Annotated in this window: 14 protein-coding genes and 1 pseudogene; 14 read left to right on the forward strand and 1 reads right to left on the reverse strand. The window is 61.1% G+C overall.

Annotated elements, in window-relative coordinates; all coding sequences use genetic code 11:
- The 13 genes and pseudogenes from AACS18_RS23045 to AACS18_RS03515 all read left to right on the forward strand — a co-directional run.
- Positions 1 to 302, forward strand: a pseudogene (locus AACS18_RS23045) (TetR/AcrR family transcriptional regulator); the annotation flags it as partial.
- On the forward strand, positions 283 to 801 hold the full coding sequence (locus tag AACS18_RS03460) for a hypothetical protein (protein ID WP_108613700.1): 519 nt from the start codon (positions 283 to 285) through the stop codon (positions 799 to 801). The pseudogene AACS18_RS23045 and the gene AACS18_RS03460, both read left to right, overlap by 20 nt.
- 18 nt (positions 802 to 819) lie before the next feature.
- Positions 820 to 2,004 (forward strand): iron-containing alcohol dehydrogenase, encoded by a 1,185-nt coding sequence (locus tag AACS18_RS03465; RefSeq protein WP_108613701.1) that lies wholly within the window; start codon positions 820 to 822, stop codon positions 2,002 to 2,004.
- Between the two features lie 203 nt (positions 2,005 to 2,207).
- Positions 2,208 to 2,468 carry a GNAT family N-acetyltransferase gene (locus tag AACS18_RS03470; RefSeq protein WP_005337747.1) on the forward strand — a complete coding sequence of 87 codons (261 nt, stop codon included), beginning with the start codon at positions 2,208 to 2,210 and terminating at the stop codon, positions 2,466 to 2,468.
- Positions 2,455 to 3,045 carry a nucleotidyltransferase family protein gene (locus AACS18_RS03475; RefSeq protein WP_108613702.1) on the forward strand — a complete coding sequence of 197 codons (591 nt, stop codon included), beginning with the start codon at positions 2,455 to 2,457 and terminating at the stop codon, positions 3,043 to 3,045. Before AACS18_RS03470 ends, AACS18_RS03475 begins: the two co-directional genes overlap by 14 nt.
- Before the next feature lie 71 nt (positions 3,046 to 3,116).
- Complete coding sequence (locus AACS18_RS03480) at positions 3,117 to 4,940, forward strand: SulP family inorganic anion transporter (protein ID WP_108613703.1); 1,824 nt, start codon at positions 3,117 to 3,119, stop codon at positions 4,938 to 4,940.
- A gap of 108 nt (positions 4,941 to 5,048) precedes the next feature.
- Positions 5,049 to 6,410 carry an MATE family efflux transporter gene (locus AACS18_RS03485; RefSeq protein WP_013723595.1) on the forward strand — a complete coding sequence of 454 codons (1,362 nt, stop codon included), beginning with the start codon at positions 5,049 to 5,051 and terminating at the stop codon, positions 6,408 to 6,410.
- Complete coding sequence (locus tag AACS18_RS03490) at positions 6,407 to 7,018, forward strand: hypothetical protein (RefSeq protein ID WP_108613704.1); 612 nt, start codon at positions 6,407 to 6,409, stop codon at positions 7,016 to 7,018. Before AACS18_RS03485 ends, AACS18_RS03490 begins: the two co-directional genes overlap by 4 nt.
- A gap of 276 nt (positions 7,019 to 7,294) precedes the next feature.
- Positions 7,295 to 7,510 carry a YdcH family protein gene (locus tag AACS18_RS03495; RefSeq protein ID WP_005337763.1) on the forward strand — a complete coding sequence of 72 codons (216 nt, stop codon included), beginning with the start codon at positions 7,295 to 7,297 and terminating at the stop codon, positions 7,508 to 7,510.
- Between the two features lie 162 nt (positions 7,511 to 7,672).
- Complete coding sequence (locus tag AACS18_RS03500) at positions 7,673 to 8,866, forward strand: sugar ABC transporter substrate-binding protein (protein WP_108613705.1); 1,194 nt, start codon at positions 7,673 to 7,675, stop codon at positions 8,864 to 8,866.
- Positions 8,863 to 10,995, forward strand: coding sequence for a diguanylate cyclase domain-containing protein (locus tag AACS18_RS03505; RefSeq protein ID WP_108613706.1), 2,133 nt, complete (start codon positions 8,863 to 8,865; stop codon positions 10,993 to 10,995). The genes AACS18_RS03500 and AACS18_RS03505 overlap by 4 nt, the downstream gene beginning before the upstream one ends.
- A gap of 139 nt (positions 10,996 to 11,134) precedes the next feature.
- Entirely contained in the window at positions 11,135 to 11,794 is a 660-nt protein-coding gene (locus AACS18_RS03510; protein WP_005337766.1) for a YceH family protein, read from the forward strand.
- A gap of 85 nt (positions 11,795 to 11,879) precedes the next feature.
- A complete protein-coding gene (locus AACS18_RS03515; protein ID WP_042057881.1) occupies positions 11,880 to 12,437 on the forward strand; it encodes a HutD family protein in 558 nt (185 codons plus the stop codon).
- A gap of 118 nt (positions 12,438 to 12,555) precedes the next feature.
- Here the strand turns inward: AACS18_RS03515 and azu are convergent, their stop codons facing one another.
- Positions 12,556 to 12,996 carry an azurin gene (gene azu / locus AACS18_RS03520; RefSeq protein WP_076494211.1) on the reverse strand — a complete coding sequence of 147 codons (441 nt, stop codon included), beginning with the start codon at positions 12,994 to 12,996 and terminating at the stop codon, positions 12,556 to 12,558.
- 335 nt (positions 12,997 to 13,331) lie between these two features.
- On the opposite strand from azu, the gene AACS18_RS03525 reads away from it, so the two are divergent.
- Positions 13,332 to 13,761 (forward strand): FAD:protein FMN transferase (locus AACS18_RS03525; RefSeq protein WP_181363393.1); only part of this gene is annotated, 430 nt, incomplete at its 3' end.

Raw genomic sequence — 13,761 nt, forward strand, 5'->3', positions numbered from 1 at the left:
TCAAATTTGTGCTGGGTTTCTTTCACTCCCCGCTGCTGGCCAGACCGGCCCGCAGCCAGATCCTGAACGATGCCCTGCGCTTTCTGCCTGCCCTGCTGGCAAAGGGGCAGGCCAGCGGCGAGCTGATGCAGGCTCCCGCACCACTGTTGCTGGAGGTGTGTCAGGGCCAGTTCCTCGCCTGCGCATCACTGTTTGTCGATCAACCGGAGCTGGGAGAGGACGACTACTGGCAAGCCAGTGCGTTCGCTCTCTTCTGGTCAGCCATCTCAGGAGCCAATCCCCATGCAAACAAGGATGTTTGAACCTACGGCCGCCCTTGGTCGCCGCCTCTGGATCACCACTCTGCTCTGGGTGGTGGGTCGTACCCTCTGCCGCGCCGCCCGCACCGATGAGGCGGTACGTCGCGAATTGGCGCCGTTGCCGGACGGGTTGGCAATCCGCCTCGAAGTGGGCGGCATCGGCTACGCCATGAACATGCACAAGCAGGGTGGCCGCTGGTATCCCGGCGCGCCGGCGGCACCCCATGCAACCATCCATCCGCTGCGGGTGCGCTTCAAGCACCCCAATATCGCCTTTCGCGCCCTGAGCTTTCGGCTCGGGGTCAATCAGGCATTTGGCGAAAACCGGCTGCTGGTGGAGGGAGACCTGACCGTTGCCATGCATCTGGTGCGGGGGCTTGAGCAGTTGCAGTCCCTGATCCTGCCCGCCTTTATCGCGCGGCCGCTGCTGCGCCACTATCCCGCCCCGACCAACAAGATCGGCCGGGCCTGCAACATCTATCTGGGTCTGGTGACCGGCTAACGCGCAAGGAGCCTTGAAATGAGCCGCTATTACGATTTCTTCTGCCCGGTCAAACTGCTGGCCGGTGAACAGGCGCTGGAGCAGCTGGCCAGCGAGCTGGCCAGCCTCGGGGCCCGTCGCCCGCTGCTGCTGACCGACAAGGGGGTCAATGCCACCGGCCTTGCCACCCTGCTGGCCAATGTGCTGGCCGAGGGGGAGCTGCCGGTTGCCGCCGTCTGGGACGAGATCCCGGCCGACTCTTCCACCGCCGTGGTGGAGCGGATCGCCAAACGCTATCGCGAGCTCGACTGCGACAGTCTGGTGGCGCTGGGGGGCGGCTCGGTCATCGACACCGCCAAGGCAGTCAACATTCTCACTTCCATGGGGGGGGATCATCTGCTCGACTACTCGGGCGCCGGTTGCCTGACCCGTCCCCTCAAGCCGCTGGCGGTGGTGCCGACCACGGCGGGCACAGGATCAGAAGTGACATTGGTTGCAGTAATCAAGGATGAGGCGAGCGGGCGCAAGGTGCCCTTCACCTCCCCCTTCCTGCTGCCCCAGCTGGCGGTGTTAGACCCGCGCCTGACCCAGGGGCTGCCTCTCAATATCACCGCCGCCACTGCCATGGACGCCATGACCCACGCCATCGAGGCCTTTATCGGTACCGCCAAGAACCCGGTGAGCGATGCACTGGCCCTGATGGCAGTGGAGAAGATCGCCAGCGCCCTGCCGCAAATCATCCACGACCCGCAAAACAAACAGCTGCGACTGCAACTGGCGGAAGGCTCAACGCTGGCTGGCATGGCTTTTTCCAACTCCATGGTGGGGCTGGTGCACGCCCTCGGCCACAGTCTGGGAGCCCGCTGCCATCTGCCCCACGGGCTGTGCATGAACCTCTTTTTGCCGACCGTGCTCGACTACAACCGCCCCGAGGTGGATAACGAGCTGGCCCGGCTGCTGTTGCCGCTGGTGGGGGCAGAGCGCTTTGCTGCCACCCCGGCCCATCAGCGGGCGGAGGCGACCATCACAGCCATTCGCACCCTGCGCGACACCTTGTGGCAAGCGGTCAAGCTGCCGCGCACCATGAGCGAGGCAGGGGTAAGCGATCGCTCGCTACTGACCGAGATCCGCGATCTGGCGGTCAACGACGGTGCCCTGCTGTTCAATCGTAAGGATGCCGACCGTGAGCAGTTACTCACCCTGCTGGAGCGAGCCTGGGTCTGATCCCTCCCCTTTGCCAACACTCTTGTGCTGACACTAACGCGGTGCCCGACTCACCATCGGGCACCTTGATCTACATCGCGATATCGATGCGCCCTCTGTCAAAGGGGGATGATATTGACCACGGGCTCTCATTATCTGTTCTATACCTTGGCTAACAGTTATGTTGTGCCGAGAGACCCAACTTTATGCCAGAGGTGCCCACCATGAGCGACATCATCCATCAGGCCAACCAGCAGCAGTTCATCTGTATGGTGGAGGGAAAAGAGTCGAGACTGCGCTACCGGCGGCTCGACGCCAAGACCATCGACGCATACAGCACCTTCGTGCCCCCCGAGCTGCGGGTGCAGGGGATTGCCGATCAGCTGGCGCGCGCCTTCTTCAACTGGACTCAGGCGGAGGGGCTCACTATAGTGCCGAGCTGCCGTTACATTGATGTCTGGTTACGCCGCAATGCCAATAACTGAACCTCTGAACACCGTCCTCGAACAGCAATGCCAAGCCAAAACCGAAGCCCTGCTGCGGGCCGATCCGCAGCGGATGGCCTGTCTGCAAGCGGCGGCCGAGCTCAATCTGCCCGATTGGGCGCTGGGGGCCGGCTTTATCCGCAACCTCATCTGGGATCACCTCCACCACAAGGCGGTGCCCACCCCGCTCAACGATATCGACCTTATCTATCTCGATAAAAACGATCCGCAAGGGCTGGCCGAGGTAGAGCATGAAACCTGGCTGGCAAAGCGGCTACCAGGTCAGCAGTGGGAGGTGCGCAATCAGGCCCGCATGCACACGCGGCAACTTGTCGCGCCGTTTACCAGTAGTCTGGAGGCGCTGAGCCACTGGGTCGAAGTGCCCACCTGCATCGGCGTGCGCCTGAACCAGGATGGCGAGTTCGAGTGGCTCGCCCCCTACGGCTTTGCCATCAACTGGTCGCTGCAAGTGAGTGCCAACCCCAGATGTCGCCAGGACAAACTGATTTTTACCCAGCGCATCAAGGAGAAACGCTGGCAGGCTATCTGGCCTGACCTTCAGGTAAACTGGCCATAACCTGATTGCAATCTTTCGATAACCTTGGGCACACTAGGGGAAAAGCTGGTTGTAACTCAATGGGTTAAATAATGCGCGACTTCTTCTCTCTCGAACGCTGGCTACCGGGCCTCGCCGCCCTGCTGCAATACCAGCGCGCCTGGTTGATGCCAGACCTTCGCGCCGGACTCTCGGTGGCGGCCGTTGCACTGCCCGTCGCCATCGCCTACGCCGAACTCGCTGGTGTGGGGGCCATCGTCGGTCTCTACTCCTGCATCCTGCCCATGCTGGTCTACGCCCTGTTTGGCACCTCCCGCCAGCTGATTGTCGGCCCCGATGCCGCCACCTGCGCGGTCATTGCCGCTGTGGTGACGCCGCTGGCCGCAGGCGACCCGACCCGTCACTGGCAGCTGGTGATGACCATGACCGCCATGACCGGCTTCTGGTGCCTGATTGCCAGCCGCTTCAAGCTGGGGGTGCTGGCGGACTTCCTCTCCCGCCCGATCCTGATGGGGCTGCTCAACGGGGTGGCCATCACCATCATGGTGGGCCAGCTCTCCAAGATCTTCGGCTTCACCTTTAGTGAGCGTTACCTCATCGAGCGGATCGCCAGTGGGGCCACCTATATCACCCAGACCCATCTGCCGACCCTGGCCATGAGTCTGGTGGCCCTGCTCACCCTGCTGCTGGCCAAACGCTACAAACCGGCATGGCCCTCCTCCATGGTGGCCATGGTGGTGACCGCGGCGCTGGTGTGGGGGTTCAATCTGGGCCAGTTTGATATCGCCACCCTAGGGGCGGTGGGCTCTGGCCTGCCCGCGTTCCAGATGCCGGAATTTCCTCCCGGCCTGATGCGGGAACTGGTGCTGCCCGCCCTTAACTTGGCCATGGTGAGCTTCGTCTCCATGATGCTGACTGCCCGCAGCTTTGCCGCCAAGAACGGCTACGAAATCGACGCGGACAAGGAGTTTCGGGCCCTTGGTATGGCCAACCTCGCCTCGGCGGTCTCCCAGGGTTTTGCCATCAGCGGGGCGGATTCACGCACCGCGGTCAACGACGCCAACGGCGGCAAAAGCCAGCTGGTCTCCATCATCGCAGCGGCGGTGATCGCCCTCATCACCTTCTATCTGACGGCGCCGCTCAAATACATTCCCACCGCCGCCCTCGGGGTGGTGCTGGTGATGGCGTCCCTGTCACTTACCGATTTTCGCGGCCTCTGGGCGCTGCGCCACTCCGATCGCTCCGCCTTCTGGCTGGCGCTGATCACCTTTATCAGCGTGCTCACCATGGGAGTGATCCCCGGGATCACCCTCGCCGTGTTGCTGGGGCTGTTCCAGTTCCTGCGCAATGTGATGCGCCCCACCGACCAGCTGCTCGGCATGGATGACGAGGGGGTGGTGCGCACCCTGGGAGACAACGAACAGGCCAAGGCGATCCCGGGTATTCTGGTCTATCGCTTCAACTCGCCGCTCACCTACTTCAACGCCCCCTACTTCAAACGGCGGGTGCTGGCCCTGCTGGTACAGGATCCCCGAGCCCCCAAGTGTCTGGTGATCGATGCAGTCGCCTGCTTCACCCATCAGGACATCAGCGTGATGAGCATGGTGGGGGAGCTGCACAAAGAGCTGAAACGGCGCGGCATTCATATGGTGATGGCGGGTCGCCACGGCCAGATGACTCACTGGTTAAAGCAGGCGGGCGTGCGGGTGGGCGATGAGGGGATCATCCTCTGCCCCGACATGTATCAGACGCTGCGCCTGACCCGCTGCTACCGCGAGCCGGTGTTCAAGGATGATGCGGTGGTGGAGAGCACCACAGATGCCATCCGCTCAAATTGGCCGCAGGATGATGCCCTGCCCGACTCGGCTCGCCTCACCTTGCCAAGCGAACAGGAGGCGGGCGCCACGCCTGCCTGATCCCCTGGCCGGTGCAATCCAGCACAAGGATTGCACCGGCCTTTGCCTTGGTGTTAAATGCGCCCCCAGAGGGCACTCCCCCGTGCCCTCCCAGCTGTTGGACATGCCATGCAATCTCAATCCCACGCAGGCCCAGGCACGCTATTTGCGCTGACCTGGCCGCTCTTTATCGATCTCGCCCTGCACTTTCTGACCGGCGCCCTCAACACCTTCATGGTGGGTCATGTCTCCTATCAGGGAGTGGCCGCGCTGGCGGTCGGCAATCAGGTGTTCGATCTCGCCATCACATTGTTCAGCTTCGTCAGTATCGGTACCAGCGTGGTGATCACCCAGTATCTGGGGGCCGGCGATCGGGAGAAGAGTCGGGTGGTGATCCACACCGCTATCGGCTTCAACCTGCTGATCGGCCTGGTGGCCGCCATCGGCGTGATGGCGGGGGCCAGCACCATGCTGGCGCTGATGAACCTGCCTGCCAATCTGATGAGCGACGGGACGCTTTACTTGCAGATCATCGGTCTCTGCCTATTGCCGGAAGCGGCAGCCCTCTGTCTGGCGGCGACCCTGCGCGCTCACGGCCACACCCGTCAGGCGATGTATGTGACCCTCATCGTCAACCTCATCACCTTCGTCGGCAACCTGCTGCTGCTCTACGGCTGGTTCGGCTTGCCCCAGCTGGGGGTCGCTGGCGTTGCCATCAGCACAGTTGCCGGGCGCCTGATCGGCGTTGTGCTGCTGGTGTGGCTGGTAGCCCGCAAGACCGGCATTCGACTGGTGGTGCGCGATATCGTCCACCCCAGCCGGGAGATGCTGGGCAAGGTGCTCCATATCGGCCTGCCGGCGGCAGGGGAGAATCTCTCCTGGATGCTGCAGTTTATGGTGGTGACAGCCTTTGTCGGACTGCTGGGTGACAAGGCGCTGGCGACCCAATCCTACTTCTTCCAAATCTGCCTGTTTATCCTGCTGTTTGGCCTCTCCATCGGCCTTGGCAACGAGATCATCATCGGCCATCTGGCGGGGGCCAGGCAGTTCGATCGCGCCTATCAACAGCTGCTCAAGAGCCTCAAGCTGGGGCTGGCAGTCACCTGCGTCATCGCCGTGGCGGCGGCCCTCAATGGCCGTACCATCATCAGCCTCTTTACCGATGATGCCGACATCATCACCCAGGTGGCGCAACTGTTTCTTATCAGCCTTATCCTCGAGCCCGGCCGCACCTTCAATCTGGTGGTGATCAACGCCCTGCGGGCCACCGGGGATGCCCGTTTCCCCCTCTACATGGCGTTGCTCTCCATGTGGGGAATTGCCGTGCCACTCTCCTATTTCCTCGGTATCATGCAGGGTTATGGACTGGTCGGTATCTGGCTGGCGCTGGCCTGCGACGAGTGGGTGCGCGGTCTGGCCATGTTCTGGCGCTGGCGCAGTCGTCGCTGGCAAAACAAAATTCTTGTTGAAACAAAAGCGGAATCACAATGAAGAAGATAGGACTCTTGCTGGCTGCCATCCTGCTCAGCCCCCTGGCCATGGCACAAACTGCCCCTGCCGCTCCCAAGGCTCAAGCCACCCAGACCTGGTATGTGGCCCCCATCGCCATCGATGAAACCAGCGACGCCCAGAAGGCGCTGACCAAGGACTTCATGGCCCAGATGATCAAGACCATCAAGATCAACGAGTACCAGACCGGCAAGGCGGTGGGCAACACCAAAAAGCCCAAGTGGCTGATCCGCACCAAGCTGATCCCCGCCAGCAACGAGCCGCTGGTCGGCAAGAAACACCCGCAGGGTCTCACCTACGGCAAGGGCAATCCGACCCAGGAGATCGTCGGCGAGCTGTTGATGAACGGCACCCTGGTGGCCCACATCGGCCAAGGCTGGCGCGAGCCTATCGTCCCGGGCACGCCGGTGGCCGAAAAGCTCTCCATTGCCAACTATCGCTACGCCATCGGGGATCAGGCCAAGTCGGCGGATCTGGAGGAGCTGGCGGCCCAGATTGGCTTTGAAGCGGGTAAGGTGATCCACCGCGATGGCAAGCCGCTGCCCGAGAAGAAAAAGAAAAAAGAGCAGGCGGACGAAGAGAAAAAGTAACGTTGCCTGCATCCATAAAAAGGGGCCACTCGGCCCCTTTTTTGATCCTGCGCCCTCACGCCAACACTGCCCCTGTTGTGACTTGTCGCACAGTTTGGCTCACCGTTCAGATTGACAAATCACTTATCTTGTTTTGATTCAACAAGTTATAAATATCCCGCCGAATACTCCAAATCATTGCCCCCAAATCCGATCAGGATCACATTTATCCCCGGCACTAAGGGGTAGCTTTGGTCTTACAGGCACAATCAAACGAAACCAAGGAGGCTCCATTACATGTTCCCAGAGTACAGAGAACTCATCTCGAAACTGAAGAGCAGTGATGTCCATTTCCAGAAGAAGTTTGACTTGCACAACGACCTGGATGCGGAGATTAGAAAGTTGGAAAAGCATCACGCCAGCGACTATAGCGCCGAGGTGAGAGATCTGAAAAAACAGAAACTCAAACTGAAAGAGGAGATATACGACATCCTCAAACAACATCCACAATAGATGCCTCGAAGAATATGCGGATAAGCAATTTATCCCCCAGCCCGGCCCACGCGCCGGGCTTTTTGTTGTTTCAGTCAATTAGTTGACACCCGAGCCTACCGATCTTGCCGGTAGTTTGTTACATTTTTCCCTTGGAATTCAGGGAATAACGGTGATGATAACATGAGCAGAAAACGATCTTTTTATCATCTCTTGCTGCTTTGCCTGTTCGCATTGAGCCATCCCCTGCAGGCTCAGGAGCCTGAACTGGAGCTGTGGCACTCCCAGCAAGCCGGTTACGTGATCGACGACGTGATCGCCCGCTTCAATCAGGAGGGGAACCACAGAGTGCGGGTCACCCAGATTGAGCCGGGCAAGATCAAGGCGGATCTCCTGCTGGCAGCTCAGGCCAGGGGGCTGCCCGACCTGATGCTGATCCCCTCCGATTTTATCGGCCTCTATCGCCAGATGACCCTCGCCCCGCTCCCGGCCGAGTGGTTTTCCCCCTCATTGATGGCCAGCGCCTTGCGTTATGTCACCCTGGATCGGCAACGCTGGGGCATGCCCATGATGCAGGGCAACCATCTGATGCTGTTTTACAACAAGGCGCTGGTCTCGACTCCGGTGACCCAATGGCAGCAACTGACAGCTATCACCTCGGCCATCAAGGCCAAGGGGGTCTACCCCGTCAGCTGGCCCTATCACGACATGTACTACTTCGCCGCCTTTTTACACACCTTTGGCGGCTCGCCGGTGACCGAAGGGCACATCACCCTCGACAGCCCGGCCATGGTGCAGGCACTGGAGGCCTACCGCACCGTCGCCAGCGAACGGTGGGTCGATCCCGAGTGCGACTATGACACCGCCCTCGCCCGCTTCAATGAGGGCAAGAGCGCCTACCTCATCAATGGGGACTGGGCGTTCAATGATCTGGTGAAGAACATGGGGGATAAGCTGGGCGTCGCCCTGCTGCCCCGCTGGCAAAGCCATCCCATGCACTCCATGAGCGGCGCCTACGTGATGGGAGCCTCCCGCTGGGCGATGGACGATGAGGATCGCCAGCCCGTCATCAAGGCACTGATGGCCTTTATCCAGCGTCAGGATATTCAGCAGTTCATCTATCATCAAGGGGCGCTGCTGCCGGTCAATCAACAGGCCTTTGCCGCCATCAGCCACCGTCCCACGCCTCAGGAAAAAGTGCTGCTGGAACAATTCACCCTCAGTACCCCCATGCCCTCCGACAGCGCCATGTCCATCGCCTGGCAAGCGATGGAGAAAGGGTTCGAGCGCTTTAAAGAGGGGATCAGTGCCGCCGACACCGCCCGCTATATGCAGCAGTTGGCCGATCAGCAGTACCGGCAGGTCAAAGCACCATGAAACATCGCACCTTTCGGCTCGGCCCGACCCTCATCATCATCCTGTTCACCGTCGCCCTGCTGCCGGCACTGCTGGCCAGCACTGTGCTGCTGATCCGCCAGCACCAGATCATCGCCCAGAGCGAGCAATCGCAGCTGGAGCGGGCCCTCACCAGCATGACCCGCGAGGCCCGCTTTCGCAGCGAGCTGATCGGCACCCAGATCAATCAGCTCAGCCAGGATCGGGTGCTCCATCAGGCCCTCGACAACTTTCTCTTCTCCAGCCATGCCCGGCTGGCGCTGGCCACCTTTGTCAAATCCAACAGCCTGCTCACCTCGGCCTACCTCATCGATGACAAGGGGTTGGTGGTAGAGTACATCAATGGCCAGGCCTCCCACCTCGAGTCGAGCGACCTGATGCCGCAGCTGATGGCCTGGGGCAACACTCGCGAGGCAAAACAGGGCAAGCATCTGCTGCTGCCCGTCGATGATCCCGTGCTGGTCGACGACATGGAGCAAAACCGCAGCGGCGGGTTGGCGCTGGTGGCCCCCATCTATCGCAACCACCAGCGCGCAGGGGTGATGCAGACCCCTTCCGGCTTCGTGATGGCCATTCTCCCCTGGCGACAGATGGCCCAGTTGCTGGAGCCCTATCTCAAGGGGAGCGAATATCTGGTGATCTCCCAGGGCGAGAACCGTCTCTACGAAGGGGCTCACCAGAACGCCATGGATGACAGGGAGCCAAGCAAGTTGGCGCAGCCCCTGGCCATTGGCTGGCCCCAGCTGGAGCAGGAGATCACCCCTACCATCACCCTCTACAGCTACAGCAATGACAGGGTCAGCGAGCTCAACAAATCCCAACAGTTGCTGACCGTCAGCATCGCAGTCATGTTGTTGCTGGTGGCCATCGGCTGCGTCTGGCTCACCCGCTGGCTCACCCGACCGCTGCGCTCGCTGGCCGCGCTGGTGCGCAGCTATGGCAAGGGCAACTACCATCAACGGCAGGCGCCGCTGCGCTTTGTGGAGTACGACGAGGTGCGCCAGCTGCTGCAAGAGATGGCCAGCACTATCTCGGATCAGGTGCGGGCGCTCTATCAGCAGAATGAACAGCTGCAGCAGGCCAATAGCGAGAAAGAGGCCTTCAACCAGCGGCTGCTCGGCTTCAACGACGAACTGGAGCAAGAGGTCGCCTCGCAAACGACCGCCCTGCGTTCGGCCCTGAGCCGGGAGGAGCGCAGCCGCCATATCCTGCAATCCTGGCTGCAGTTCGGTCTGCACCAGCAGCTGGATATCGATATTGCCGAGCTGGCCAGCTCCGCCCTGCTGCAGCTCTCGCAGCTCTATCCCGGCCACCGCTGGGGGCTGGTGATCCGCCGTGACGGGCATCCCCACTACTCCCTGACCCAAGGGGTCGATTCCCCCTTGCGGGATGCCCTGCAGGAGAAACTGACTCAACTGATGGATGAGGAGGTCAAACACTCCGAATGCCAGTGGGATAACGCACTCTGGAAGATCATGACCCTGCCCGGCAGCCAGAGCGGCGTGCTGTTTGGCTATCTGATGGTGAGCGCAGAAGGGCTGGAGTCCGAAGACAGGGCCATCTTGCGGCTGTTTGCCAAGCAGTTGGCGGTGGGCATCGAGGGGCGCCTCTTCACCGACGAGCTGGCGCGGGTCGCCCGCACCGACAACCTCACCGGGCTGCCCAACCGGCAGGCGTTCGAAGAGACCTTCCACCACTATCAAGCAGTGCTGGCGCGCCATCCGGAGCGTCACCTCGCCCTCTTCATGCTCGACCTCAACGGCCTCAAGCGCACCAACGACCAGTATGGGCACGAGGCAGGCGACGCTCTGCTGATCCAGATGGCTCGCCAGCTGCGCATCCTCTGCCGTCAGGATGAGAAGATTTTCCGCATCGGCGGCGACGAGTTCGTCCTGTTGGCGGAGGCGGATCACCTCGCCAGCCAGCAGCTGGCTGGCAGGTTGGAGGCAAGCCAGCAGCACGCCATCGTGCAGCATGGGGAGCACAGCTTCCCGCTGCGTTTTGCCATCGGCTGGAGCAGCAGCGACCAGACTCCGCTGGCGGAGCTGAGCCGGATGGCTGACGATGCCATGTATGCCAATAAGGCGCGCTTCTATCAGGGGCAGCGATAAAAAGCGGAGGTCTCTGGCGTTGGCGAGCCTTTCGCCAACGCCCTGATCAGCTCGCAAAAATGGCGCGCAACGCTAGACGCGGCGCGGACCATGACTAAGATAGGGGCTCTTGATGTCTCGATTTGGAAGGGAGTAGGAAATGGAGTTAGTACTTGGCCCGTTGGAAGCCCGCGTCATCGGCTGTCTGATTGAAAAAGAGATCTGCACCCCGGATCAATATCCCCTCTCCCTTAATGCACTGGTCAACGCCTGCAACCAGAAGAGCAACCGCGAGCCGGTGCTGGAGCTCTCCGAGCTCGATATCCGCGCCGTGGTGGACGAGCTGATCCGCAAGCGGCTGGTGGTCAACACCGCCGGCTTCAACGCCCGGGTGCCCCGCTACCAGCACAGATTCTGCAACACCGAATTTGGCGAGCTGAAATTCAGTGCCCAGGAGCTTGGCATCGTCTGCGAACTGCTGCTGCGCGGCCCGCAAACCCCGGGGGAGCTGCGCTCGCGCACCAACCGCCTCTGCAGCTTCGATGATGTCACCGAGGTGGATGCGGTGCTGACCCAGCTTATCGAGCGTGGCCCCTACGTGGTCAAGCTGCCGCGCGAGCCGGGCAAGCGCGAATCCCGCTACGCCCACCTGTTTAGCGGCGAAGTGGATATTCAGGCGATGATGGATGCCGCCCCCGCCGCGGCCTATGCCTCCCCTGCCGCCGACCGTCTGAGCGAGCTGGAGCTGGAAGTGAGCGAACTCAAGAGCCGTCTCGCCGCCATGGAAGCGCGGCTGGCTGCGCTGGATGGTCAGGGCTGATCGCCTTTACCATCACCACTCTCTATCAGGGAGCCGGGGCAGATGTCCCCGGCTCCCTGCGTTTTCTTATCGTGAGGAAGTGCCCGTGATCACCCTGATTAAAGAGTCTGACCACCAGAAGATGCCCTGGAAAAACCAGCAGGGCACCACCAGCCAGATCCTCATCTCCCCCAAGGGGAGCAGCCTTGCCAAACTCGACTTTGACTATCGACTGAGCTCGGCCCCCATCAAGAGCGCGGGTCCCTTCTCCCCCTTTCCTGGCTATCAGCGCATTTTGCTGCCGGTGAGCGGGGCAGGCTTTGTGCTCAACGGTCACCCCTACGCCACCTTCGAGGCGGCGCACTTTAGCGGCGATGAGGAGACCCACTGCGAGTTGCTGAAAAAAGAGGTGACCGATCTGGGGCTTATCTACCATCCGGATCGCATCAGCGCCAACGTGCGAGTGCTGAACCTCCCCTTCCCGCTGACCCTTACCCTCGAGCCAGAGAAAACCTACCTCTGTCACCTGCTGAGCGGCCAGCTGGCCGTGCAGGGCAAAGAGGTGGCCATCAACGAGACGCTGGTGGTGACCGGGGAAGAGAGCATTCACTTCGAATGCCAGAAGAAGACCGCCATCGCCTTCTTTACCCTGCAGGCCAAATAGCGCAAAAGTCGGCGGTGTGCAGTCATGCCACGCCACACACAAACAAACAGCAGAGATGAAAAAGCCGGGAAATCCCGGCTTTTGCTATTGAGGCAACCGGCTCGTGCCGGTCAGCACCTTAGTTGACCTTGAAGGAGCCCTTCATCATGGCAAAGTGGCCGGGGAAGGAGCAGAAGAAGGTGAGATCCTTGCCCGCCAGACCGTCGGTCTTGAAGGTCACGCTGCTGCTCTCGCCGCCGCCGATCAGCTTGGTGTGAGCCAGCACACGGGCATCATCCTTGGGCAGATAACCGTTCTCGGCCCCGGCGCTCATCCCGGCAGTTGCCACGGTCTGATAGTCGGCGGTGCTGGCCAGCACCCAGTTGTGACCCATGGCGGTCACAGGCAGCTTGCCGGTGTGGTTCAGGGTGACCGTCACCTCCTTGCAGGTGGCCGGCACGCTCATCTCTTTGAGGTTGTACTGCATGGCATCATTGCCTTCGATGACCAGTGCACACTCATCCGCCAGCACAGGGGCAGCCAGGGTACTCAGAAACAGCAGGGTAATCGCCTTTTTCATCATCTTCTCCTTTGATTGGCAATGGATGGCAACGACTTGGCGGATGCGGTGAACGCTTCGCAAAGATGCCGTCTAAATCGACCTTCATTTTACTCAATTGTCTTCAATCGGCTATGGCTTTTGGCCAAAGCTGCGGGCCAGGTCACCAGACGGTGCTCTACTCGCCACTCTCTCCCTCACGGAGGGACGATACGACCCGCTCCAGCCACAGGTTCAAAACTGTTTAATTTTTTCTGCCCTTTTCCCTCCGATTGGCCCTATCAGGGCTCGCCCGGCGGGCGCCCCTTGGCTAAGCTAGCGCCCCGATATGAACCTTCTCCAGATGAGAGCGCCGGATGATTGCGATAACCCCCGTGGCGGCCCTGCGCGGCCTGCTGCTAACCCTGCTGCTGGCGCTGGCCGGCTGCCAGCCCACCCCGCCTGCCCAGACCCGAATTCAGGGCAAGACCATGGGCACCTACTATGTGGTGACCCTGAGCGATAGCTACCCCGGTGGGGAGCCCGCCCTCAAAAGCGATGTAGAGAGCCTGCTGGCCCGGATGAACAAGGAGATCTCCACCTACGATCCGGGCTCGCTCATCTCCCGTTTCAATCAGGGGCCCGCCAACACCCCGTTTGCCATCCCGCCCGCCATGGCCATCATAGTCCAGCAGGGGATGGATGCCGGTAAGCTGACCGACGGCAAGCTGGATGTGACCGTGGGGCCTCTGGTCAATCTGTGGGGCTTTGGCCCGGACAAACGGCCGGTCAAGCGGCCCGATGAGG

It is taken from the genome of Aeromonas sp. HMWF015 (assembly GCF_963878965.1).
GTDB lineage: Bacteria > Pseudomonadota > Gammaproteobacteria > Enterobacterales > Aeromonadaceae > Aeromonas > Aeromonas veronii.